Here is a 22,255-nt window from a genome sequence, read left to right as displayed (position 1 = left end):
ACTAGATTTTTTTCCAAGCACCGTGCCTTGATCGACATCAAAGCCGGTCGGTATGTGCCTGCCTATCCTGCGCGCTATCGATAACGCCTAATCAGGGAAGGCAGGGATGAAACGAAGGTACTGGATTGGTCTATTGGGGCTATTGCTGTTGTGCGGCGGCGTGTCCGTGGCCGGCGCATCACAAACGAATATCGCCGACGGCGTGGGCTTGAAACCGGATGTCTCGATCACGCTGAAAACGGGCATCGGCAAAGAGGGTATGTATTTTCAGGGCGTGGGCGGCAAGATCGACGGCCGTATCAATCCCGACATCACGGTACCCCAAGGCGCGGTCGTGCAGCTCACGCTGATAAACGGCGACGGCGCAATGCACGATATCGCCATTCCCGAGCTGAGTGCGAAGTCCGATCCCGTCGTGGGTCAGGATTCGAGCTCGGTATTCGTGTTTCGTGCCAATGAAGCGGGCCAATTCGACTACTTCTGTACCGTGCCCGGCCATCGCGCGGCGGGCATGGAAGGCAAGCTGATCGTCGGCGACAGCCAAGCCAGCGATGAAAACGACACGCTCGCCGATATCAGCCGCGACCCGGCCGATGTGCCTGCCCCGATCGGCGAACGCGAACCCAAGACCGTGCGCGTCGAGATGCAGACCGTCGAAAAACAGGCCCGGCTGGCCGACGGCACGAGCTATCGCTACTGGACATTCGACGGTCAGGTGCCGGGGCCGCTACTGCGTGTGCGTGAAGGCGATACCGTTGATCTGACGCTCAGTAATGCCGAGGACAGCACGATGATCCACTCGGTGGACTTTCATGCCGTCACCGGCCCGGGGGGTGGCGCTGCCGTGCTCCAGGTGCCGCCGGGATCGAAGAAAAGCCTGTCGTTCAAGGCGATCAAGCCGGGGCTTTATGTCTATCACTGTGCCACGCCAATGGTCGCGCACCATATTGCCAACGGCATGTACGGCATGATTCTGGTCGAACCGGAAGGCGGGCTGCCGCCAGTCGACCACGAGTTCTATGTGATGCAGGGCGAAATCTATACCACGCAGCGCTATGGCCAGCACGGCGAGCAGTCCTTCGACGTGCGCAAGCTACTCGACGAAAAGCCCGAATACTACGTATTCAATGGTGCCGTCGGTGCGCTGACCGACAAGCATCCGCTGACCGCAAAGGTTGGTGAAACCGTGCGCATCTATTTCGGTGTAGGCGGCCCGAATGCAACCTCGTCGTTCCACGTCATTGGCGAGATGTTCGACAAGGCCTATGCCTGGGGCGGCACCACCAGCGCGCCGGCCGAGCACATCCAGACCATCAGCGTACCGCCGGGCGGTGCGACGATTGTCGATTTCGAACTGGAAGTGCCTGGCAAGTATGTGCTTGTCGACCATGCGCTGAGCCGCATGGAGCGCGGGTTGGCTGGCTTTCTGAAAGTCGAAGGCGACGATGTACCGGAAATCTACAATCCGGGCGGTGGTTGAGCACAGGTTTTCGCTAAGCAACCAAGCCGGCGCTTACCGCGCCGGCTTTTTTGTTTAAAAGGCGCGTTCAGATGAGTCGGTACGCGCGAATATGCCCACGCAGCGTTGCAAGCGCCTGCACACGGAACGCGAGCGCCGGCGGTATGGCGGTATTTGTGCCCGGGCCGAGCGGTTGTTCGAGGCCAAGCGCCGCGATGTGCAGCAGGGCGGAGCCGGCCTCGATTTCGATTTCGCGCCAGAGGCCGTGCGGTGAGCCGTCATAGGCAAGCATGCCGTTGTGGGCGTCGTCCGCTGTGAGCGCGAACGCGCGGTCCGGCGGGCGATGTTCGAGTATCCGGACGGGCCATTCCAGACGGTCGCAGCGCAGGCAATCGAACGACCGACCCAGCCAGGCGGCGCGCCCGGCTGCGTGTACGACCCAGGGGCGGTTGATCAACGGCGGGCGGTGGCGAACGTGTCGGTTATGGCCGCAGGCCAGATGGGCAGTCCAGTCGCCTTCGTCGTCGCGGCCAAAACCGAGAATATTGCGCTGCATTCGATTTCCATAAAAAAGGCCACGCGACAATCGCCGCGTGGCCCCAATGCGATGACCGCCGGTCGCTTACTTGACGATCAGCTTGCCGTGCATCATCGAGCTGTGGCCCGGGAAGGTGCAGTAGTAGCTGTAGTCCCCACCGGCTTTGAGATCCGCAGTGCTGAACGTAACGCTCGACGATTCACCGCCGCCGATCAGATCGGTATGGGCGATGACCTTGTCGTCGTCGGGCAGATATTCGTTGTCCAGGCCGGCCTGCATGCCTTCGGAGGTGATGGCCTGCTTGTCGGCTTCCTTGGACAGCACCCAGTTGTGGCCCATCTGGGCGACCGGCATCTTGCCGGTATGCTCGAGGGTGACGGTTACTTCATCACAATCGGCCGGTACGACCAGTTCGGACTTGTTGTATTGCATCTGATCGTTGCCGGTGATCGACAGCTCGCAGCTATCGGCCGCAGCCGCGGGGCCTGCCATGAATACGGCGCCGACCGCCGTGATTGCACTTGCTGCCAGAAATTTCTTCATCATCATCGTTTCCTTATTACAGGTTGGGTGACAGGTTCAGCCCGCGTCGGCCATATCGAAACGCCAGGCTAGAGAGAGGTCGCGCCCGGGCCGCATAGACCGAGCAGATTCAGATAACCGCCAGCCGGGGCATGCTGCATCAGCCAGGGCATGGCCGCGGTCGTGAGTCCCAGCAGCACCACGAACGCGCCGCCCGCGCGCCGGAACGATGGCTTGCGCGTGAGCCGCTGTAGTCGCGATGCGGCAGTGCCGGTGGCAATCAGCGCGGGTGCCGTGCCCAGGCCGAACGCCAGCATCAAAGCGGCGCCTTGCAAGCTGCCGCCGCTGAAGGTCGCCGCCACCAGCATCGAATAGACCAGCCCGCAGGGCAGCCAGCCCCACAAGCCGCCCAGCGCCAGGGCAGGCAGGGCGCCACGACGCCCGACCAGGGCGCGTGCGGCGGGTGAAACCTTTTGCCAAAGCCGAAAACCGATATTCTCGATCGGGCGCAACAGGCGCCAGTTCAGCGCGATCTGCAAACCGATAGCGATGAGCATGGCGCCGGCCAGCGCGCGCAGAATCACGATCAGCAGTTGCGGTTCGAGCAGCTGACCCAGGCCGACCCCGAGACCACCGGCCAGCGCACCGGCGATGCAATAACTGGTAATACGCCCGCTGTTGTAGAGCAGCGCGGAAACAATCGGCCGGCGACGGCTCTGCGCGCCGAACGCGATGGCAATGCCGCCACACATGGCCACGCAGTGTGAACTGCCGACCAGGCCGGCGATCAGCGCCGCAGCAAACGTCAACCCGTCCGCGCTCATTGGCGCGGCTCGCGTGGGGGCGCACCCGCCGGCGTATCGTCGCCCGCTGATTGCTTTTCGGGTGGGTGCTCGTGTTGAGTGGTTTTGTTTTGGTCGGCGGGCGTGGACCAATCATCATCGTCGTCGAGCAGGATGCGATAGGCGGGGCTGTCCATGTCGTCGAACTGGCCGTCCCCCACCGCCCAGAAAAACGCCCACACCGCGATGCCGACGAGCACCAGCGTCAGCGGCAGCAATACGAGCACGATCATCATGTCGACACCGCCGGCGTCGGCTGCATGGGCAGCGGCGTAGCGCCGACGCCTGCTGCCTGAGAGGACGCGCGCGCCAGCCGGGCCGCGTTGGCGACTACCAGCAGGGAACTGGCCGACATGCCCAGGGCCGCCATCCACGGCTCGACCAGGCCGCAGGCCGCCAGCGGCAGGGCGACGAGGTTGTAGCAGGCCGCCCAGGCCAGGTTCTGGTGGATGACGCGCATCGTGCGCCGGGCCATGCGTACGCCATCGGCGAGATCGGCCAGCTGCGCGCGGGTCAGCAGCATGTCGGCCTTGGATTGGGCGAGCACCGAGCCACTGCCCATGGCCACGGACACATCCGCGCCGCCGAGTACCGGGGCATCGTTGATGCCGTCGCCGACCATGACCACCCGTCGGCCCTGGCTCTGGAGGCTGCGCAGGCGTGCGAGTTTGTCTTCCGGCGTCATACGTGCACGCCATTCGTCGATGCCCATACGCTGGGCGAGGCTCTGTACCGCGCCCGGGCTGTCGCCGCTGGCGATTTCCAGGGTGAAGCCGAGTTCACGCAATGCCGCCAGCGACGCCTCGGCCTGGGGTCGTGGCGTGTCCTGCAGCAGAAATCGGGCCACGGCCTGGCCGTCGACTTCCAGCACCACCGGCGTGGCGCCCTCGGGGCTGTGTTCGTCCAGCCCCAGCCAGGCCGGTTGGCCCAGCCGTAGATGCCGGCCGGCGACATCGCCTTCGATACCGTGGCCGGCCTGTTCGCGTATATCGCTGGCGCGCAGCGTGTCGTCGAAATCCGGCGCAAAGGCCTGGGCGATCGGGTGGGTGGAGTGGGCCTGCAACGCGGCAGCCAGCCGCCGGCAGTGATCGGCATCGTAGTCCGGGGTGAGACAGTCCACCCGCTCGATACGCAGGCGCGCCTCGGTGAGCGTGCCGGTCTTGTCGAGAATCAGGTGATCGGCACTGGCCAGCGTCTGCAATGCGCCCGCGCGGGCCACGAGCAGGCCACGTCGGGCCAGCGACGCGGTACCGGCGACGAAGGCGGTGGGCGTGGCCAGCGAGAGGGCACAGGGGCAGGTCACCACCAGCACGGCGAGTACGATCGGCAAAGTCAGATCGGGGGCGACCTGCCACCAGTACAGACCGGTCGCACAGGCGAGCACCAGCACGGCGGATACGAACACGCCGGCGATCCGGTCGGCCAGCAGTGCCAGGCGCGGGCGTTCGCTCTGGGCGCGTTCGAGCAGACGCACGATGCCGGCCACCAGTGTGTTCTGACCAATGCGTTCGATCTCGATATCGACGCTCGCGGTGAGGTTGAGGCTGCCGGCGATCGCGGCTTCGTTCTCGCCATGGGCAGCCGGCATGAATTCGCCGGAGAGCAGGGATTCGTCGAAGGTACTCTGGCCGGCGACGATGCGTCCGTCGCCGGGCACGATCGCGCCGGCCGGGACGCGCACGCGATCACCGGTGCGCAGCTCGGCCAGTGGCACGGTTTGCGTATCGCCGTTCGTGGCGATGCGCCGCGCTGTCGCCGGCAGGGCACGCGCGGTGTCGCCGGTGGCGATCGCTGCACGGTGGCGTGCGCTCATCTCCAGAAAACGTGCCGTGGTCAGAAAGAACACGAACATTGTCACCGAGTCGAAATAGATCTCGCCGCCGGTGAAAAAGTGGTAGACGCTAGCGATGTAGGCACCGCCGATGGCCAGACTCACCGGCACATCCATGCCGGGGCGTCGCGCGCGTAGATCGCGCCAGGCGCCGCGCAGAAACGGCGTACCGGAATACAGCAGCACCGGGGTGGCGACCAGCAGGCTCACGCCGCGCAGAAACAGGGCGATATCGGCATCCATATCGTCATAGATGGCGCCGGCATAGAGGGCCACGGCATACATCATCACCTGCATCATGCCCAGCCCGGCGACGATCAGGCGCTTGAGCGCGGCGCGGCGCTCGCGCGTGAACAGCGGCACGGCCTGGTCGGCGCTGAGCAGATGCGGGCGATAACCCAGATGCGCGATACGCCGCAGCAACGTTGACAGCGCCGTGATATCCGCATGCCAGCGCAGAATGGCCCGGCCGGTGGCGGGGTTGACTTGGATGCGGATGACCGCTTCGTCGTCGGCGAGCACCCGCTCGATCAGCCAGCTGCAGGCGGCACAGGTAATGTTTTCGAGCAGCAGTACGGCTTCGCTGGCGCCGCCTTCGAGGGTGCGGACGTAGCTGTCGCGCACGCTGTCGCGATCGTAGGCATTCCATTCGTCGTCCGCACCGGCGAGCTCCGCCGCGGGCGTGGGCGCAAAGTCGCTACGAAAACGATAGAACTCACCCAGACCGCCTTCATCGATCAGGCGGGCGACGGCTTCGCAGCCGGCACAGCACATCGGTTGCTCGACACCAGCGATTGCAACGCGGCGTGCCGGCCCTTTCGGCAAGGGCTCCCCGCAGTGATAGCACTGGCCGGGCGCGTCGCTCACGACCTGTCGTTACGCGCGTGCGGCGCGAGCCGCACGCTTGTCTGCGGGCCCGTGATATGGCCGGTGACGGTCCAGGCGCCATCAATGGGTGCCAGGCGCAGTTCGCGCGCGCCGATGATCGCGGCGTGGGTACTGCCGTGATAGATACCGGCGCTGTTGCGTTTGAGTTCGATGACGTGATCGGCGCTCGCCTTCGTGGCATGCACCAGCGCCAGGCGCAGGGTGGCCGGGGCTTCGTCGAAGCCGTCCACACGCAGACTCACGGCACCGCTGGCGCGATCGACCTGGGCATTGGCTTCCAGGCCCATGCGCGCGGCGACCTGGCGCGCGCTTTGATCCTGGGTGTAGGTCAGCCCGACCTTGGCATAGTCTTCCACCACCAGATCCGGGGGGCCGGCCATAGTGGTGATAATGACCACCCAGAACACCACGGATGCGGCCGGCGGCACCATGAGCGCCCACGGCCATACGTGGCGATACCAGGGACGAACGGTCTGTGTCATCGACATGGTGCTCACCGGTTGATCGGCATGTGAAAACGCGTTGTCTCGCTTACCGACGTGCTGCCATCCACGCTATAGGCACGAAGCACGATATCGTGGCCGCCGCCCTCTACACGCCGACTGTCGACACGAACCCGCGCCGGCAGGTTGCGCACTTCGCCCGGGGCGACACGCACCCGCTCGGGATCGGTGTCGACCGAATAGGCATCGTTGCCCACGACTTCGATGCGGTACAGACGCGGTTCCTGGCTCATGTTCATGAGCTTGATCGTATAGACATTCTCGACGTGGTTGTCGTCGATCACGCGATACAACGCATTGCGATCGGGCAGGATATCCATACGCAGCGGCGTGCGCATCCCGATACCCACAACGAACAGGCTAGCGAGTACCAGCAGCAGGGCGGCATAGATGAGTACGCGCGGACGCAGCAGCGACGAGCGCTTGCCTTCGAGGGCGTTTTCGCTGGTGTAGCGAATCAGCCCGCGCGGATAATTCATCCGGTCCATGACCGTATCGCAGGCGTCCGCACAGGCGCCGCAGTTGATGCATTCGTATTGCAGGCCTTCGCGGATATCGATACCCGTGGGGCAGACCTGGACACACATGGTGCAGTCGATACAGTCGCCCATGCCCAGCGTGTTCGGGTCGGCGCCGCGTTTGCGCGGCCCGCGCGGCTCGCCGCGGTTGGGATCGTAGGCCACGGTATAGGTGTCGCGGTCGAACATCGCGCTCTGAAAGCGCGCGTAGGGGCACATGTACAGGCATACGTTTTCACGCATGAAGCCCGCATTGCCCCAGGTCGCGAAGCCGTAGAACAGCGTCCAGAACAACTCCCAGCCGCCAACGTCCAGGGTGAGAAAACGTGCACCCAGGTCGGTAATCGGCGTGAAGAAGCCCACGAAGGTGAAGCCGGTCCATAGTCCAAGTACCACCCACACGGTGTGCTTGGCCGTCTTGCGCCAGATCTTGTTGGCATTCCAGGGCCCGCGATCGAGCTTGATGCGATGCATGCGATCGCCTTCGATCTTGGCCTCGACCCAGAGGAAGACCTCGGTCCAGACTGTCTGCGGGCAGGCATAGCCGCACCAGACACGCCCGACCACGGCGGTCACGAAGAACAGACCCAGCGCGCAGATGACCAGCAGCAGGGTCAGATAGATGAAATCCTGGGGCCAGAAAGTCAGGCCGAGGATATGAAACTGACGGGCCGGCAGATCGAACAGCACTGCCTGGTGGCCGTTCCATGAAATCCAGGGCAGCAGATAGAACAGGCCGAGCAGAACGAACACCGCCAGTGTGCGCAGGCGCTGATAGAAGCCGTTGATCTCGCGCGGATAGGTCTTGGCCCGCGACTGGTACATGCTGATGGGCTGTACCGGCGCGGCCTCGCTCGACGTGCCCTTGCGGCGGCTACGATGTGTCTGCTGGCGAGTCGTCATTTTGTATCACGTGGGGTCGGGTCGGGCCGTGGTGTCCTCGGCCGACGCAGCAATAGAACGGTCAGGGCGCTCGAGGCCGCGCCGATGGCCCAGAACATGAGAAAACCGATGGCATAGCCGGCTTCGCGGTTGAGCGCGATATCCGGCAACGTCTGCATGCGCAGCGTTGCCGGATCGATATTGGCGAAGAACACGATCGAACCGATGCCGGCGACCAGGAACGCCGGCCACAGGGTTGCACCCCAGACGTGGATACGACGGCGGGTGTCACGCTTGTAGTAGGTCGTGTTCTTCATGGCAGTCCTATGGGCTTTCGCTGTCCTTGGGCGTGGCGGCCGCGCCATCCGGATGCGACAGGCTGTAGACATAGGCCGCCAGTACATGGACGCGGTCTTCGCCGAGCAGATCCGCATGGGCCGGCATCTCGTTGCTGCGACCGTTGGCCACGATATCGCGAATCTGTTCGATGGAACCGCCGTGCAGCCAGGTATCGTCGGTCAGATTGGGCGCGCCGATCGCCTGGTTGCCGGTACCGTCCACACCGTGACAGCCCACGCAGGTGGCTGCGAAGCGCTCTTTGCCGGCTGCAACGAGATCCGGGTTTTGCGGTTTACGCCCGTTGAGCTGATAGACATAGGCGGCCACTTCCTTGACCCCGTCTTCGCCCAGCACGGGTTTCCACCCCGGCATCATGCCGTTGCGTCCGCCCAGGATGGTGCGCTCGATGGTTTCCGGCGCGCCGCCGTAAAGCCAGTCGTTGTCGGTCAGGTTCGGGTAGCCGGTCGCCCCGCGCGCATCCGAGCCGTGGCATACGGCGCAGTTGTTGGCGAACAGACGGCGGCCGGTGTCCATGGCGTCGCTGTTCTGGGCGAGCTCCGGAATCGGCGTGGCCGCATATTCCTCGAACAGGGGCGCGACGCGTTTTTCTGCGGCTGCGACCTGTTGTTCGTAGGCATCGTACTGGCTCCAGCCCAGCAGGCCCGTGAACTTGCCCAGCCCCGGATAGAGCACGAGATAGCCCAGCGCGAAGACGATGGTGATGTAGAACAGCCACAGCCACCAGCGCGGCATGGGCTTGTTGTACTCCATCAGATCGCCGTCCCAAACATGGCCGGTCGTCTGATCGGCCGATGCTTCGCCCGGCCGCGGCTTGGCGGTCCAGCGAATCAGCAGCCAGCAGCCGGCGATATTGGCCAGCGCCAGAACGATGATGAATACACTCCAGAAATTATTCATGACCGACGCTCCCCATGCTGGCGGTCATCGCCATTGTCGTTAAGCGGTAGACGCGAGGCTTCGTCGAAGTCCGCACGGCGGCGGCTGCTATAAGCCCACGCAACGATCCCCAGGAACAGAACCAGAAAGATCGCGGTGACGATCCCCATCAATGTGCCGACGCTCATGCTATTTCTCCTGCGCCGAGAAATCGGTGCCCAGGTGCTGCAGATAGGCGATCACGGCCTGCATTTCGGTCTTGCCTTCGAGCTCGGCGGCAGCTTCGTCGATCTGGGCGTCCGTGTAGGGCACGTTCAGCCAGTTCTTCTGTACCCGCATGCGGGTGGCCACCGTTTCCGGGTCGACCTCGTTGTCGGCAAGCCAGGGGAAGGCCGGCATATTCGACTGCGGAACCACGTCACGCGGGTTCATCAGATGCGCGCGGTGCCATTCGTCGCTATAGCGTCCGCCAATACGGGCCAGATCCGGACCGGTGCGCTTGGAGCCCCACTGGAACGGACGGTCGTAGACGAATTCGCCGGCGACCGAGTAGTGGCCGTAGCGCTCGGTCTCGGCCCGGAAGGGGCGAATCATCTGCGAGTGGCAGTTGTAGCAGCCCTCCCGCACATAGATATCGCGGCCTGCCAGTTCGAGCGGGCCGTAGGGCTCGATGCCCTCGGCCGGTTCGGTGGTGGATACGGAAAAGAACAGCGGCACGATTTCCACCAGCCCGCCGATACTCACGACGATGACGATGAGAATGGCCATCAGACCGATGTTCTTCTCGACTACTTCATGCGATGCCATCAACGGATCTCCCTGAATTAAGCCGTGGCCGGCGCGGTTTGTGCGACTTCGCGCGGGCCCGCAATCGTGCGCCAGGTGTTCCAGGCCATGATGAACATGCCGGCCAGGAACAGGATGCCGCCCAGCAGACGGACTGCGTAGTAGGGGTAGGTCGCCTGCAAGGCCTGGACGAAGCTGTAGGTCAGCGTTCCGTCCGGGTTGCTCGCACGCCACATCAGGCCCTGCATCACGCCCGAGATCCACATCGCGGCGATATAGAGCACCACGCCGATCGTGGCCACCCAGAAGTGCAGGCTGATTGCCTTGACGCTATACATCTGGGTCTTGCCGTACAGGCGCGGGATCAGCGCATAAAGCGAACCGATCGTGATGAAGGCCACCCAGCCCAACGCGCCGGCGTGTACGTGGCCAATGGTCCAGTCGGTGTAGTGCGACAGGGCATTGACGGTCTTGATCGACATCATCGGCCCCTCGAAGGTCGACATGCCGTAGAACGACAGCGATACGATCAAGAAGCGGATGATCGGGTCGTCACGCAGTTTGTGCCAGGCACCCGACAGGGTCATGATCCCGTTGATCATGCCGCCCCAGGAGGGAGCCAGCAGGATCAGCGAAAACGCCATGCCCAGCGACTGCGCCCATTCCGGCAGCGAGGTGTAGTGCAGGTGATGCGGGCCGGCCCACATATAGATCGAGATCAGCGCCCAGAAGTGAACCACCGACAGGCGGTAGGAATAGATCGGGCGACCGGCCTGCTTGGGCACGAAGTAGTACATCATCCCCAGAAAGCCTGCGGTCAGGAAGAAGCCCACCGCGTTATGGCCGTACCACCACTGCACCATGGCATCGACCGCGCCGGCATAGACCGGGTAGGAATGCGTCCACGAGGTCGGAATCTGGATGCTGTTGACGATATGCAGCAGCGCCACGGTCAGCACATAGGCGCCGAAGAACCAGTTGGCCACGTAGATATGCTTGGCCTTGCGCTGGACGATCGTGCCGAAGAACACGATGGCGTAAACCACCCAGACCACGGCGATCAGGATATCCAGCGGCCAGATCAGCTCGGCGTATTCCTTGCTCTGGGTCAGGCCGAACGGCAGGGTGACGACCGCACCGACGATCACCGCCTGCCAACCCCAGAAGGTGAAGGCTGCGAGCTTGAACTTATCGCCGAACAGGCCGGTCTGACAGGTGCGTTGCACCACGTAATAGGAGGTTGCGAACAGGCCCGAACCACCAAACGCGAAAATCACCGCGTTCGTATGCAGTGGTCGCAGGCGACTGTAGGTCAACCAGGGAATATCAAAATTCAGGGACGGGAACAGCAGCTGGGCGGCAATGAGCACCCCCACAGCCATCCCGATAATCCCCCAAAATACGGTGACCAGCGTGAACTGGCGCACCACCTTCTCGTTATAGCGCGGGCTAGCGTCCATCGATCGTTCCAGCGGTTGCAAGATAGACAACCCCCGGTTTTCGCTGTGATTTCGAATGCTTTTCTCAGCGAGCCGGGGTACGGCGACGCGCAGATGCTAGCCCCCGTGCTTCGCAAGCGAATTGATCTAAATCAAATACCCGGAAACATAAGAATAATCGGCGCTTGGCCGCGGCCAGCGCCGCAATTTGGCGCGCCTGCATATATGAGGTGTGAAAGCGCGACGCGGCAGCGGGCTGGACGCCGATGTGATGCCCAGGCGATGCCCAGGCGCCCTCGCGGGGGCGGTGCGCAGGACGCAGGCAGGAGGGCGGGCGCGCGACAGAAATAGCGCGCACAAAAAAGCCGGCATACGCCGGCCTGCTTCGAATATTCCGAAAAATCCTTGGGATGGCTCCCCGGGACGGGCTCGAACCGCCGACCTAGTGATTAACAGTCACCCGCTCTACCAACTGAGCTACCGGGGAATCGAAATATCCGTTTGTGTTCGCCCTGTGGCGAAGGCCGCGTATGCTAGGCGACTGATAGGCATTTGGCAAGCACGAATCGCGTTTTTTCTCGTGTTCGCGAATAACGGCCGATCGCGGCGGGGCTGCGTCGGTCTGGCGCGGCCGTGCGTAGGCGTGATCGGTAAACATACGTAATCAGCAGGTGCGAGGCTTGTTTTCACAGGCGAGCGCGCCAATCGTGGATGGCATGAGCGAAAGCAGTTTCAAACTCAAGGCAGACTGGGCGCCCGCCGGGGATCAGCCAGCGGCGATCGCCGGGCTGGTGGAAGGCCTGGAAGACGGACTGGCGCATCAGGTGCTGCTGGGCGTAACCGGTTCGGGCAAGACCTTCACCATGGCGAATGTCGCCATGCAGGCGGGGCGGCCCATGCTGGTGATGGCGCCCAACAAGACCCTGGCCGCCCAGTTGTACGGCGAAATGCGCGAGTTCTTCCCCGATAACGCGGTCGAGTATTTCGTGTCGTACTACGACTATTATCAGCCGGAAGCCTATGTGCCGGCCTCGGATACGTTTATCGAGAAGGACTCGTCGGTCAACGAGCATATCGAGCAGATGCGCCTGTCGGCGACCAAGGCGCTCATGGAGCGGCGCGACACCATCATCGTCGCTTCGGTGTCTGCCATTTACGGCCTGGGCGATCCGAAGGCCTATTTCTCGATGGTGCTGCATCTGGACCAGGGCGATCGCATCGGCCAGCGCGATATCGTCAAGCGCCTGACCGAGCTGCAGTACAAGCGCAACGACGTGGCGTTGGAACGCGGTTGCTATCGCGTGCGCGGCGAGATCATCGACGTGTTTCCGGCCGAGGCAGACGACGAGGCCGTGCGTATCGAGCTGTTCGATGACGAGGTCGAACGGTTGTCCTATTTCGACCCGCTCACCGGCACCGTCAACCGCAAGGTGCCGCGCCTGACCATCTATCCCAAGACCCATTACGTCACCCCGCGCGAACGTATGGTCGGGGCAATGGACTCGATCAAGGCCGAGATGAAGGAGCGGGTCAAGCAGTTCGAATCCCAGGGCAAACTGCTCGAAGCCCAGCGTATCGAGCAGCGCACGCTCTTCGATCTGGAGATGATCAACGAAATCGGCTTCTGTTCGGGCATCGAGAACTACTCGCGCTATCTGTCCGGCCGTGCGCCGGGCGAGCCGCCGCCCTGTCTGCTCGATTACCTGCCCGACGACGCTATCATGGTGCTCGACGAGTCGCATGTGACCGTTCCGCAGATCGGCGGCATGTACAAGGGCGATCGCGCGCGCAAGGAAACGCTAGTCGAATACGGCTTCCGGCTGCCCTCGGCGCTGGATAACCGGCCGCTCAAGTTCGAGGAATTCGAGCGCGTGGCGCCGCAGATGATTTATGTGTCGGCTACGCCGGGCAACTATGAAACCGAGCACGCCGACAACACGGTGGAGCAGGTCGTGCGCCCGACGGGTCTGGTCGACCCGGCAGTGGAAATCCGCCCAGCGGAAAGCCAGGTCGACGACCTGCTCTCCGAAATCAAGGAGGTCACCGCGAAGAACCAGCGCGTACTGGTCACCACGCTTACCAAGCGCATGGCCGAGGATCTCACCGAATATCTGCACGAGGCGGGTGTCGCGGTGCGTTATCTGCACTCGGATATCGATACCGTCGAACGCAGCGAGATCATTCGCGACCTGCGCCTGGGCGAGTTCGATGTGCTTGTCGGCATCAACCTGCTGCGCGAGGGGCTGGATATTCCCGAAGTCGCGCTGGTGGGAATTCTGGATGCGGACAAGGAAGGCTTTCTACGCGCCGAGCGCTCGCTCATTCAAACGATCGGCCGCGCCGCACGTAACGTCGATGGGCGCGCCATTCTCTACGCCGACCAGATCACCGGCTCGATGCGCCGGGCGATCGACGAAACCGAACGGCGTCGTGCCAAGCAGGTCGCCTTCAACGAAGAACATGGCATTACGCCGAAAACCATCCAGAAGGCAGTGGCCGACGTCATGCGCCATGGCTACGAGGAATACAGCGAGGTCAAGGAGCGCAAGAAGGTGGCGGAAGTCGGCGCCGACTATGCCCGCATGACCCCGAGCCAGCTCGCCAAGGAAATCGAGAAGCTCGAAAAACAGATGTTCAAGCACGCCGAAAACCTGGAATTCGAGCAGGCCGGCGAAATCCGCGATCGTATCGGCAAGCTGCGCGAGCATGCCTTCGAGCTGCCGGCCAAAGCCGGCTGAGCGAGCACTGCGGCGGGCGAGGCATTCGTGGCTGCCGAAGCCAGGCAAGGGCATGTGCTCGTCACCGGCGGTCCGGGCTCAGGTACCAGTACGCTCGTCGAGGCACTCGCCGGGCATCTGGCGGCGGCCTGGGTCGAGGCAGACGATTATTACTGGCAGCCCAGTGATCCGCCGTTCCAGTACAAATACGGCGCATCAGAGCGCGCCGAGCGTTTGCTCAAGACGCTGGGCAAGACAGAGCGTGCCGTGGTGGCAGGCTCGGTGATGGGGCGACGCCGTGGAAATGGCCTTTGATCGCATCATCTTCATTCATACCGACCCGACCACGCGCATGGCCCGTCTGCAAGCGCGCGAACGCCAGCGCTACGGCGCAGCCAGGCCGGTTTTTCTCGCATGGGCCGCCGGTTACGATGCGGGCCAGCGCCCGGGACGCTCGCCAGGGAAGCCCTGCACAACCTCTCGCGGCTCGCGTTCGAGTCCTCACAGACGTTGCGACAAGACGTCCGAGCGCAGCGCCTGCCTCATTGGCAGGTCAAGCTCGGCAACGCAGCCGCGGCGTCTGTGAGGCCGAACCCCTTCGGGGCCGGGGCTTTGCGCGCGCTTGATCGGCGTCAGTGTTTGCTACCGTGCAACGAGCACGCCACGCTCTCACTTCCTAGCCAATCGCGCGCAAAGCACGCCGGCGCGACTGTGACAGGTTGTGCAGAGCTTCCCTAGCCCGGCATGAGGCATGGCTGGCAGAGCGCGCCGTGCCCGTGCTGCGCCGGGACGGCGGGTGTGAACTCGGCGCGCTTACGGCTGACGCGGTGTCGTTCTGCGAGGGTAGTCGGACGTAAGCGATCGTCCCGGGGCACAAAAATGTTTCGGTAAAGGGTTGCCTCGGCCCGCTGGCGCCGGTATTGTTTCGCACCTCGACAGGCGCGTAGCTCAGTTGGTTAGAGCGCTACCTTGACATGGTAGAGGTCGGTGGTTCGAATCCACTCGCGCCTACCAGTTTGTTGATATCTGGTTGTCGTGCCGTGGTTCGATATCACGGCGGACGAGTAGGACGATTGAAGAAGCCGCAGCCGGGTTTTCCCGCCCGCGGCTTTTTTGTTTCGCGCATTCGCTGTCCGGCGAATGACATGCACGCGGCCTCTGGTATGGGCCGCCACTGACAAAAGGAATGCCATGCCCGCTATCTCTTTGCCCGACGGTTCCGTCAAGCACTTCGATCATCCGGTGACCGGCATGCAGGTCGCCGAGTCCATTGGTGCGGGTCTGGCCAAGGCCACGCTCGCCGCCCGAATCGACGGCCGCCTCGCCGACGCCTGTGTCGAAATCGATCACGACGCCGAGGTCGCGCTGATCACTGCGCGCGATCGCGAAGGGCTCGATATCATCCGTCACTCCTGTGCGCATCTGCTCGGGCAGGCGCTCAAGACCCTGTATCCGAACGTGCAGATGGCGATCGGCCCGGTCATCGAAGACGGTTTTTATTACGATATCGCCATCGACCGCACCCTCACGCCGGAAGATCTGGAAAAGATCGAGGCGCGGATGCATGAGCTGGCCGAACGCGATCACGACGTGATCCGCGAAGTGGTCACCCGCGAACAGGCCTTGGCCACGTTTGCCGCCCGCAACGAGCCCTATAAACAGGAGATCGTGCACGGCATCCCCGAGGGCGAAACCATTGCCTTGTACCACCATGAAGACTACACCGACATGTGTGTCGGCCCGCATGTGCCGAATTCGCGGCATTTGCGTGCGTTCAAGCTGACCAGTCTGGCCGGCGCCTACTGGCGTGGCGATGCCGACAACGAGATGCTGACCCGTATCTACGGTACCGCCTGGGCGAACAAGAAGGATCTCAAGGCCTATCTCGCCCATATCGAGGAGGCCAAGAAGCGCGATCATCGCCTGATCGGCCGGCGCCAGGATCTGTTCCATATCCAGGAAGAAGCCCCGGGTATGGTGTTCTGGCACGATCGTGGCTGGCAGATTTATCTGCAGATCACCGATTACATCCGTGCCCGGCTGAGCCGCCAGGGCTATCGCGAGGTGCATACGCCCTCGCTTATCGATCTGTCGCTGTGGGAAAAATCCGGCCACGCGGAAAAGTTCATCGAGGACATGTTCATTACCGGTTCCGAGGAGCGGCAGTTCGCGGTCAAGCCGATGAACTGTCCCGCCCATGTGCAGATCTACAATCGCGGGTTGAAGAGCTATCGCGATTTGCCGCTGCGCCTGGCGGAATTTGGCTCCTGTCATCGCAACGAGCCCTCGGGCACGCTGCACGGCCTGATGCGTGTACGCGGGTTTACCCAGGACGATGCGCATATCTTCTGTACCGAAGCCCAGATTGGCGCCGAGGTCGGTACGTTCATCGACCTGTTGTACGCGGTCTATCGCGACTTCGGCTTCGAAGAGGTGCTCATCAAGCTCTCGACCCGGCCGGAAAAACGCGTCGGTTCCGATGCCGTCTGGGACAAGTCCGAAGCCGCCTTGCAAAAGTGTCTGGAAGACAAGGGTCTCGACTTCGAGCTGCAACCGGGCGAGGGCGCCTTCTACGGACCCAAGATCGAGTTTTCCCTGCGCGACTGTCTAAATCGCGTCTGGCAGCTGGGGACCGCGCAGCTGGATTTCTCCATGCCCGAGCGCCTGGGTGCCGAATACGTCGACGAAAACGGCGATCGTCAGGTGCCGGTGATGATTCACCGCGCCATCCTGGGCTCGCTGGAGCGCTTCATCGGCATTCTGATCGAGCACTATGCGGGTTCCATGCCGTTGTGGCTGTCGCCTTCGCAGGCGGTATTGCTCAATATTACCGACGCCCAGGCCGGGTTTGTCGAAGACACGGCCACGCAGCTTCGTGACGCGGGGCTACGTGTGGATACGGACTTGCGCAACGAAAAGATCGGCTACAAGATTCGTGAACACACAATGCAACGCGTGCCGTATCTTCTGGTGGTTGGCGATCGCGAAGTCGAGTCGAACGCCGTCGCGGTTCGAACCCGTGAAGGCGAGGATCTCGGCAGTATGAGCGTCGATGCGTTCCTGGCCCTGGCCAATGAACGCATCAAGGCCAGAAATTAGCCTTATGAGGCTGGTGTGCGCGTTATCATCTGCTATACTCGCGCGCTTCGCGCAATTCGTGCGTGGCAAAAGCAGTACGAATATGCCGGTAATGCAAGGAGGACGCTGAAATCGCTTCTGGACAAAAGGATCGTCGCAACGATGCGATAACCGCGCGGGAGGTCCGCGTGATCGACCCCGACGGGGAACAAGTCGGCATCATGCGAATCGAGGATGCGCTCGAAAAGGCAGCTGAGTATTCACTCGACCTGGTCGAGGTTTCGCCCAATGCCAATCCGCCGGTTACCCGGATCATGGATTATGGCAAGCACATCTTCGAAAAGAAGAAAACGCAGCAGGCCGGTAAGCAGAAACAGAAGCAGACGCAGCTCAAGGAAGTGAAGTTCCGCCCGGGTACAGACAAGGGCGACTACAACATCAAGCTGCGTAAGCTTAAAGAGTTTCTCGAAGACGGCGACAAGATCAAGGTCACGCTGCGTTTTCGTGGCCGCGAAATGGCCCATCAGGAACTCGGCATGGAGTTGATGGACCGCGTTCGCGACGACCTCGAAGAAATGGCCAGTGTCGAACAGCATCCGGAGATGCAGGGCCGTCTGATGACCATGGTCATGGCACCGCTCAAGGGCGTGCCCAAGAACAGCAAAAAGTAACCAGACCCGGCCGGGCCGGGACATGTTCGATTTAGAGAGAAGTTATGCCCAAGCTCAAGACGAACCGCGGCGCCGCGAAACGTTTCAAGCGTACCGGCAGCGGCAAGCTGCGTCGCCGTCGCGCTTTCGACAACCATATCCTGACCAAGAAGGCGCCCAAGCGTAAGCGTCGTCTGGCCCAGGGTGCGCTGGTGGCGCATTGCGATCAGCCCGCCATGGATCGCCTGATTCCCTACAAATAGGGAAGGGCGCTGCGCGCGCAGCGGGTCTGAAAGATATTCGGCTCGCCGACCTGCCCGTTTGGCACGTCGGCGGATAGTTTTTAAACAGTTATAAACAGGAAACGCGAAAATGGCACGAGTCAGTCGCGGCGTGACGGCCAAGGCCCGTCACAAAAAAGTGCTCAAACAGGCCAAGGGTTATTACGGTGCGCGCAGTCGTACCTATCGCGTTGCCCGCCAGGCCGTGTTCAAGGCCGGTCAGTACGCCTATCGTGACCGTCGCAACCGCAAGCGCGATTTCCGCGCGCTGTGGATCACGCGGATCAGCGCGGGCGCGAAGGAACTGGGCACCTCGTACAGCAAATTGATGAACGGCCTGAAGAAGTCCGGCATCGAGCTGGATCGCAAGATCCTCGCGGACCTGGCCGTGCGCGACAAGGCAACGTTTGCGGCGATCGTCGAGCAGGCGAAATCCGCCCAGGCCTGACTCTTTGGCCCGGTTCCTTCGAATCGGGCATTCTCCGGCTGGCCGATATCGTATAACCGATATTGGCAAGCGCGTGAGCATTCTCGATAAAGGGAAAGGCGGTCGCCTTTCCCTTTTCGTGTTTGTGAGTGCGTGCCTGTGTCGGCCGGGGGGCTTTCATAGATTTCCGGTTGCAGGAGTTGCGGCGCATGACTAGCGAACTCGAGCGTCTGCGCAAGCAGGCGATCGCCGATATCGAGGCGTCGGACAGCCTTCAGGCCCTGGATGCGCAGCGCGTATCGTTGCTGGGTAAAAAGGGCGCGGTGACCGCGCAGCTCAAGCAATTGGGCGCCTTGCCGCCCGACCAGCGCCGCGACGAAGGCGCACGCATCAATCACGTCAAGGCCCAGTTGGCGGATGCGATCAATACCCGACGCGAAGCCCTCGAGGCCGAGGCGCGGGCGCGCCGCATGGCGCAGGAGAGCGTCGATGTGACGCTGCCCGGCCGAGGGCGGCGCCCCGGGGCAGGTCATCCGATCACGTTAACGCGCGAACGTATCGAGCGTTTATTCGTGCATAACGGTTTCGAGGTCGTCCAGGGCCCGGAAATCGAAGACGATTACCATAATTTCGAAGCGCTGAACGTGCCGCCGGATCACCCCGCGCGGGCCATGCAGGACACGTTCTATGTCGACGGCGCGCGTCTTTTGTTGCGCACGCATACCTCGCCGGTGCAGGTACGCACCATGGAATCGCGCCAGCCGCCGATTCGCGTGATCGCACCGGGGCGCGTTTATCGCTGCGATTCCGATCGCACGCATAGCCCCATGTTCCATCAGGTCGAAGCCCTGTATGTGGCCGAGGGCGTAAGTTTTGCCCAGCTGCGTTCGGAGTTGCAGGCGTTTCTCGAGGGCTTTTTCGCAACCGAATTGAAGCTGCGTTTTCGGCCGTCTTATTTCCCGTTCACCGAGCCTTCCGCGGAAGTCGATATCGATGGCCGGAGTCTGGGCACGGGTTCAGGCTGGATGGAAGTGCTCGGCTGCGGCATGGTGCATCCGCGTGTGCTCGAGGCTGCCGGTATCGACAGCCAGCGTTATACCGGCTATGCCGTCGGCATGGGCGTTGAGCGGCTGGCGATGCTGCGTTACGGCGTGACCGATCTCCGGCAATTCTACGACAACGATCTGCGCTTTCTCGAGCAGTTCGCCTAGCGGGTACACACGGCGCTGGCGCGCGGTGTGCGACCGTTCTTTCGATATTGGCTGATGTATGAAGATTAGCGAACAGTGGTTGCGCGAGTGGGTCGATACCGACGCATCGGTCGATGTGCTCACCCAAGAGCTGACCATGGCCGGGCTCGAAGTGGACGACGTGCTCGATGGCGCGCCGGTGCTCGATGCCGTCGTGGTCGGCCGTATTACCGACTGCAAGCCGCACCCACAGGCGGATCGGCTCAAGCTTTGCCAGGTCGATGTCGGCAGCGATACGCCGCTCGCGATCGTCTGCGGCGCGCCCAATGCCGCGACCGACCTTATGGTGCCGGTCGCGCTGGTGGGTGCCACGCTGCCGAACGGGCTGACCATCGAAGCGACGGAAATTCGCGGCGAGGCCTCGGCCGGCATGCTCTGTAGTGCCAGCGAGCTCGGCTTGAGTCAGGATTCGGCCGGCTTGTTCGCGCTCGCACCCGATGCGCCGGTGGGCATGCCCCTGAGCGACTATCTGGGGCTGCCGGATCGCGTCCTGGATATAGATCTCACCCCCAACCGGGGCGATTGCTTGAGCCTGCGTGGTGTGGCCCGCGAAATTGCAGTCGCGCAGGACCTGCCGGTACACGCGCCCGCGATTTCGGCACCGCCGGCAAGCATCGACGCCCGGTGCGCGGTGCGTATCGATGCCCCCGATCGCTGTGCGGCCTATGCGGCACGCACGATCGAGAACATACAGGCAAACGCCGCGACGCCGGTCTGGATGAGCGAACGACTGCGCCGCGCTGGCGTGCGCCGGATCAGCCTGCCGGTGGATATCGGCAATTACGTAATGCTCGAGTTCGGCCAGCCCATGCATGCCTTCGACGCTGACAAGCTCGAGGGCACGATCTGTGTAAGGCTGGCGAGTGAGGGCGAACATATCGTCACCCTCGACGGCGAAGATGTCGCCCTGGATGCCAGCACGCTGGTCATCACCGATGACAGCGGGCCGGTGGCGATCGCCGGCATGATTGGCGGCCAGCGTACGGCCGTGGACGAACACACGCGCAATGTCGTGTTCGAATCCGCCTGTTTCACGCCGGCGGCCGTGGCCGGGCAGGGGCGGCGCTACAAGATTCATACCGATTCGTTGCACCGCTTCGAGCGCGGCGTTGATCCGGCCCTGTACTCGCTCGCCCTCGATCGCGCGGCCGAATTATTGGTTGGCCACGGGGGCGGCTCGGCCGGGCCCGTCGTCGTAACCGAAGGTGCGCCGGTATGGCCGCAGCCCCGACGTATCGCGCTCGATACGCACCATATTTCGCGCCTGCTGGGCCAGAGCGTCGATGATGCTTGGGTCGAGAAGGCTTTGCCCGCGCTGGGTATCACGCTGGAAGCCGAGGGCGAAGGCCAGTGGATCGCGTGTCCGCCGAGCTGGCGCTACGATCTGGAAATCGAAGCGGATCTGATCGAGGAAGTCGCGCGGGTGTATGGCTACGACCATCTGCAGACGCGCGATTCCAGCGTAACCCTGCCGCCGGTGCCGGCGGACGGGGGTCTGGATACGGCGGCCCATGCAGGTATTACCCTGCGCGAACGCGGCTATAACGAAGCGATTACCTACAGCTTTGTCGAGCCGGGGCTACATGCGCAGCTCACGGGTGGCGAGCCCGCGGTGGTACTGGACAACCCGATCTCCGATCAGCTTGTGGAAATGCGGCGTACCCTGTGGGCCGGGCTGCTGCCGAGTTGGCATCACAACGTACGCCGCCAGCAGGCCACGATTCGGCTCTACGAGCGGGGCCTGCGTTTCATTCCGGACGGCCAGTCCGAACATGGTATCGGCCAGCACGATACGCTGGCGGGCCTGGCCAGTGGTCTCGCGGAAGATACGCACTGGGACCGGCCTGCCCGCGCACTGGATTTCTTCGACATCAAGGGCGATGTCGAGGCGTTGTTCGCCGGCGTGCCCGGCCGCCTGACCTTTGAAGCTGCGGCCCATCCGGCCCTGCACCCCGGCCGTAGCGCACAGATCGTGCTGGACGGCAAACCTGTCGGTTGGCTCGGTCAGCTATCGCCCGATTTTTCGAAACGCTATAAAAACATAGAATTACCGTATGTTTTTGAAGTGGATTATGAATCGTTGGGCAAGCCCGGCGATATCCGTTTCGAAGCATTGTCCGAGCAGCCGACCGTACGCCGCGACCTGGCGTTGGTCGTCGCCGAGGGGGTACCGGTCGCTGCCCTGGTCGATGCGATCGAAAGCGTCGATGTGCCCGAATTGCGCTCGGTTCAGATTTTCGATGTGTTTCGCGGTGAAGGGCTTGAGACTGGTTTCAAGAGCGTAGCTTTAGGCTTGATTTTCCAAGATAAAGCGAGCACGCTTACCGACGAACGGGTGGAGAAAATAATCGATCGCGTCCTGACTGCTCTGCACGAGCGCTGCGACGCGCGTATCAGGGGTGAATAAT

The 22,255-nt window shown here is 62.7% G+C and carries 21 protein-coding genes and 2 tRNA genes; 10 read left to right on the top strand and 13 right to left on the bottom strand.

The window, feature by feature from the left end:
• The first annotated feature begins 106 nt into the window (after positions 1–106).
• Positions 107–1,480: a copper-containing nitrite reductase gene (gene nirK, locus S4A8_RS09865; RefSeq protein WP_353220006.1), complete on the top strand. Its 1,374-nt coding sequence runs from the start codon at positions 107–109 to the stop codon at positions 1,478–1,480.
• A gap of 67 nt (positions 1,481–1,547) precedes the next feature.
• Here nirK and S4A8_RS09860 read toward each other — a convergent pair whose 3' ends face one another.
• The 13 genes from S4A8_RS09860 to S4A8_RS09800 all read right to left on the bottom strand — a co-directional run bounded on the left by S4A8_RS09860 (position 1,548) and on the right by S4A8_RS09800 (position 11,931).
• Positions 1,548–2,015 carry a DUF3565 domain-containing protein gene (locus S4A8_RS09860; protein WP_353220005.1) on the bottom strand — a complete coding sequence of 156 codons (468 nt, stop codon included), beginning with the start codon at positions 2,013–2,015 and terminating at the stop codon, positions 1,548–1,550.
• A gap of 66 nt (positions 2,016–2,081) precedes the next feature.
• On the bottom strand, positions 2,082–2,543 hold the full coding sequence (gene azu, locus S4A8_RS09855) for an azurin (RefSeq protein WP_353220004.1): 462 nt from the start codon (positions 2,541–2,543) through the stop codon (positions 2,082–2,084).
• Positions 2,544–2,608: 65 nt separating this feature from the next.
• Positions 2,609–3,343, bottom strand: coding sequence for a sulfite exporter TauE/SafE family protein (locus tag S4A8_RS09850; protein ID WP_353220003.1), 735 nt, complete (start codon positions 3,341–3,343; stop codon positions 2,609–2,611).
• Positions 3,340–3,597: a cbb3-type cytochrome oxidase assembly protein CcoS gene (gene ccoS, locus S4A8_RS09845; RefSeq protein ID WP_353220002.1), complete on the bottom strand. Its 258-nt coding sequence runs from the start codon at positions 3,595–3,597 to the stop codon at positions 3,340–3,342. The genes S4A8_RS09850 and ccoS overlap by 4 nt, the downstream gene beginning before the upstream one ends.
• Positions 3,594–6,059, bottom strand: coding sequence for a heavy metal translocating P-type ATPase (locus S4A8_RS09840; protein ID WP_353220001.1), 2,466 nt, complete (start codon positions 6,057–6,059; stop codon positions 3,594–3,596). The genes ccoS and S4A8_RS09840 overlap by 4 nt, the downstream gene beginning before the upstream one ends.
• Positions 6,056–6,568, bottom strand: a complete 513-nt coding sequence (locus tag S4A8_RS09835) for a FixH family protein (RefSeq protein ID WP_353220000.1) — start codon at positions 6,566–6,568, stop codon at positions 6,056–6,058. The genes S4A8_RS09840 and S4A8_RS09835 overlap by 4 nt, the downstream gene beginning before the upstream one ends.
• Positions 6,569–6,573: 5 nt before the next feature.
• The gene (gene ccoG, locus S4A8_RS09830) at positions 6,574–8,004 is read right to left on the bottom strand and encodes a cytochrome c oxidase accessory protein CcoG (protein WP_353219999.1); all 1,431 of its coding nucleotides are present in this window, start codon (positions 8,002–8,004) and stop codon (positions 6,574–6,576) included.
• Entirely contained in the window at positions 8,001–8,300 is a 300-nt protein-coding gene (locus S4A8_RS09825; protein WP_353219998.1) for a hypothetical protein, read from the bottom strand. The genes ccoG and S4A8_RS09825 overlap by 4 nt, the downstream gene beginning before the upstream one ends.
• Before the next feature lie 7 nt (positions 8,301–8,307).
• Positions 8,308–9,240: a cytochrome-c oxidase, cbb3-type subunit III gene (gene ccoP, locus S4A8_RS09820; protein WP_353219997.1), complete on the bottom strand. Its 933-nt coding sequence runs from the start codon at positions 9,238–9,240 to the stop codon at positions 8,308–8,310.
• Entirely contained in the window at positions 9,237–9,407 is a 171-nt protein-coding gene (locus tag S4A8_RS09815) for a cbb3-type cytochrome oxidase subunit 3 (RefSeq protein WP_353219996.1), read from the bottom strand. Before S4A8_RS09815 ends, ccoP begins: the two co-directional genes overlap by 4 nt.
• Position 9,408: 1 nt before the next feature.
• Positions 9,409–10,026, bottom strand: coding sequence for a cytochrome-c oxidase, cbb3-type subunit II (ccoO, locus tag S4A8_RS09810; RefSeq protein ID WP_502950723.1), 618 nt, complete (start codon positions 10,024–10,026; stop codon positions 9,409–9,411).
• 17 nt (positions 10,027–10,043) lie between these two features.
• Entirely contained in the window at positions 10,044–11,465 is a 1,422-nt protein-coding gene (gene ccoN / locus S4A8_RS09805; RefSeq protein ID WP_353219994.1) for a cytochrome-c oxidase, cbb3-type subunit I, read from the bottom strand.
• A gap of 390 nt (positions 11,466–11,855) precedes the next feature.
• Positions 11,856–11,931 (bottom strand) — tRNA-Asn (locus S4A8_RS09800).
• A gap of 229 nt (positions 11,932–12,160) precedes the next feature.
• Between S4A8_RS09800 and uvrB the strand changes: the two genes are divergently transcribed.
• The 9 genes from uvrB (at position 12,161) to pheT (ending at position 22,254) form a co-directional block, all read left to right on the top strand.
• Positions 12,161–14,182 carry an excinuclease ABC subunit UvrB gene (gene uvrB / locus S4A8_RS09795; protein WP_353219993.1) on the top strand — a complete coding sequence of 674 codons (2,022 nt, stop codon included), beginning with the start codon at positions 12,161–12,163 and terminating at the stop codon, positions 14,180–14,182.
• A gap of 27 nt (positions 14,183–14,209) precedes the next feature.
• On the top strand, positions 14,210–14,476 hold the full coding sequence (locus tag S4A8_RS09790) for a P-loop NTPase family protein (protein WP_353219992.1): 267 nt from the start codon (positions 14,210–14,212) through the stop codon (positions 14,474–14,476).
• A gap of 622 nt (positions 14,477–15,098) precedes the next feature.
• Positions 15,099–15,175: transfer RNA gene (locus S4A8_RS09785), tRNA-Val, on the top strand.
• Positions 15,176–15,352: 177 nt separating this feature from the next.
• A complete protein-coding gene (gene thrS / locus S4A8_RS09780; RefSeq protein ID WP_353178658.1) occupies positions 15,353–17,260 on the top strand; it encodes a threonine--tRNA ligase in 1,908 nt (635 codons plus the stop codon).
• A gap of 110 nt (positions 17,261–17,370) precedes the next feature.
• Positions 17,371–17,910, top strand: a complete 540-nt coding sequence (gene infC / locus S4A8_RS09775) for a translation initiation factor IF-3 (RefSeq protein WP_353220071.1) — start codon at positions 17,371–17,373, stop codon at positions 17,908–17,910.
• Positions 17,911–17,954: 44 nt separating this feature from the next.
• On the top strand, positions 17,955–18,152 hold the full coding sequence (gene rpmI, locus S4A8_RS09770) for a 50S ribosomal protein L35 (protein ID WP_293623633.1): 198 nt from the start codon (positions 17,955–17,957) through the stop codon (positions 18,150–18,152).
• Positions 18,153–18,261: 109 nt separating this feature from the next.
• Positions 18,262–18,618 carry a 50S ribosomal protein L20 gene (gene rplT, locus S4A8_RS09765; RefSeq protein ID WP_353178660.1) on the top strand — a complete coding sequence of 119 codons (357 nt, stop codon included), beginning with the start codon at positions 18,262–18,264 and terminating at the stop codon, positions 18,616–18,618.
• A gap of 188 nt (positions 18,619–18,806) precedes the next feature.
• The gene (gene pheS, locus S4A8_RS09760; protein ID WP_353219991.1) at positions 18,807–19,808 is read left to right on the top strand and encodes a phenylalanine--tRNA ligase subunit alpha; all 1,002 of its coding nucleotides are present in this window, start codon (positions 18,807–18,809) and stop codon (positions 19,806–19,808) included.
• Positions 19,809–19,866: 58 nt separating this feature from the next.
• Positions 19,867–22,254, top strand: a complete 2,388-nt coding sequence (gene pheT, locus S4A8_RS09755) for a phenylalanine--tRNA ligase subunit beta (protein ID WP_353219990.1) — start codon at positions 19,867–19,869, stop codon at positions 22,252–22,254.
• Position 22,255: the final 1 nt, after the last annotated feature.

Source organism: Salinisphaera sp. S4-8 (genome assembly GCF_040361235.1).
GTDB lineage: Bacteria > Pseudomonadota > Gammaproteobacteria > Nevskiales > Salinisphaeraceae > Salinisphaera.
This window is presented reverse-complemented; position numbering and strand designations above follow the sequence as displayed.

What these genes read in the sequence shown, in the direction of transcription:
- nirK (WP_353220006.1), top strand. Translation starts at nt 107, where the DNA reads ATGAAACGAAGGTACTGGATTGGTCTATTGGGGCTATTGCTGTTGTGC.
- S4A8_RS09860 (WP_353220005.1), bottom strand. Translation starts at nt 2,015, where the DNA reads ATGCAGCGCAATATTCTCGGTTTTGGCCGCGACGACGAAGGCGACTGG.
- azu (WP_353220004.1), bottom strand. Translation starts at nt 2,543, where the DNA reads ATGATGAAGAAATTTCTGGCAGCAAGTGCAATCACGGCGGTCGGCGCC.
- S4A8_RS09850 (WP_353220003.1), bottom strand. Translation starts at nt 3,343, where the DNA reads ATGAGCGCGGACGGGTTGACGTTTGCTGCGGCGCTGATCGCCGGCCTG.
- ccoS (WP_353220002.1), bottom strand. Translation starts at nt 3,597, where the DNA reads ATGATGATCGTGCTCGTATTGCTGCCGCTGACGCTGGTGCTCGTCGGC.
- S4A8_RS09835 (WP_353220000.1), bottom strand. Translation starts at nt 6,568, where the DNA reads ATGTCGATGACACAGACCGTTCGTCCCTGGTATCGCCACGTATGGCCG.
- ccoG (WP_353219999.1), bottom strand. Translation starts at nt 8,004, where the DNA reads ATGACGACTCGCCAGCAGACACATCGTAGCCGCCGCAAGGGCACGTCG.
- S4A8_RS09825 (WP_353219998.1), bottom strand. Translation starts at nt 8,300, where the DNA reads ATGAAGAACACGACCTACTACAAGCGTGACACCCGCCGTCGTATCCAC.
- ccoP (WP_353219997.1), bottom strand. Translation starts at nt 9,240, where the DNA reads ATGAATAATTTCTGGAGTGTATTCATCATCGTTCTGGCGCTGGCCAAT.
- S4A8_RS09815 (WP_353219996.1), bottom strand. Translation starts at nt 9,407, where the DNA reads ATGAGCGTCGGCACATTGATGGGGATCGTCACCGCGATCTTTCTGGTT.
- ccoO (WP_502950723.1), bottom strand. Translation starts at nt 10,026, where the DNA reads ATGGCATCGCATGAAGTAGTCGAGAAGAACATCGGTCTGATGGCCATT.
- ccoN (WP_353219994.1), bottom strand. Translation starts at nt 11,465, where the DNA reads ATGGACGCTAGCCCGCGCTATAACGAGAAGGTGGTGCGCCAGTTCACG.
- uvrB (WP_353219993.1), top strand. Translation starts at nt 12,161, where the DNA reads ATGAGCGAAAGCAGTTTCAAACTCAAGGCAGACTGGGCGCCCGCCGGG.
- thrS (WP_353178658.1), top strand. Translation starts at nt 15,353, where the DNA reads ATGCCCGCTATCTCTTTGCCCGACGGTTCCGTCAAGCACTTCGATCAT.
- rpmI (WP_293623633.1), top strand. Translation starts at nt 17,955, where the DNA reads ATGCCCAAGCTCAAGACGAACCGCGGCGCCGCGAAACGTTTCAAGCGT.
- rplT (WP_353178660.1), top strand. Translation starts at nt 18,262, where the DNA reads ATGGCACGAGTCAGTCGCGGCGTGACGGCCAAGGCCCGTCACAAAAAA.
- pheS (WP_353219991.1), top strand. Translation starts at nt 18,807, where the DNA reads ATGACTAGCGAACTCGAGCGTCTGCGCAAGCAGGCGATCGCCGATATC.
- pheT (WP_353219990.1), top strand. Translation starts at nt 19,867, where the DNA reads ATGAAGATTAGCGAACAGTGGTTGCGCGAGTGGGTCGATACCGACGCA.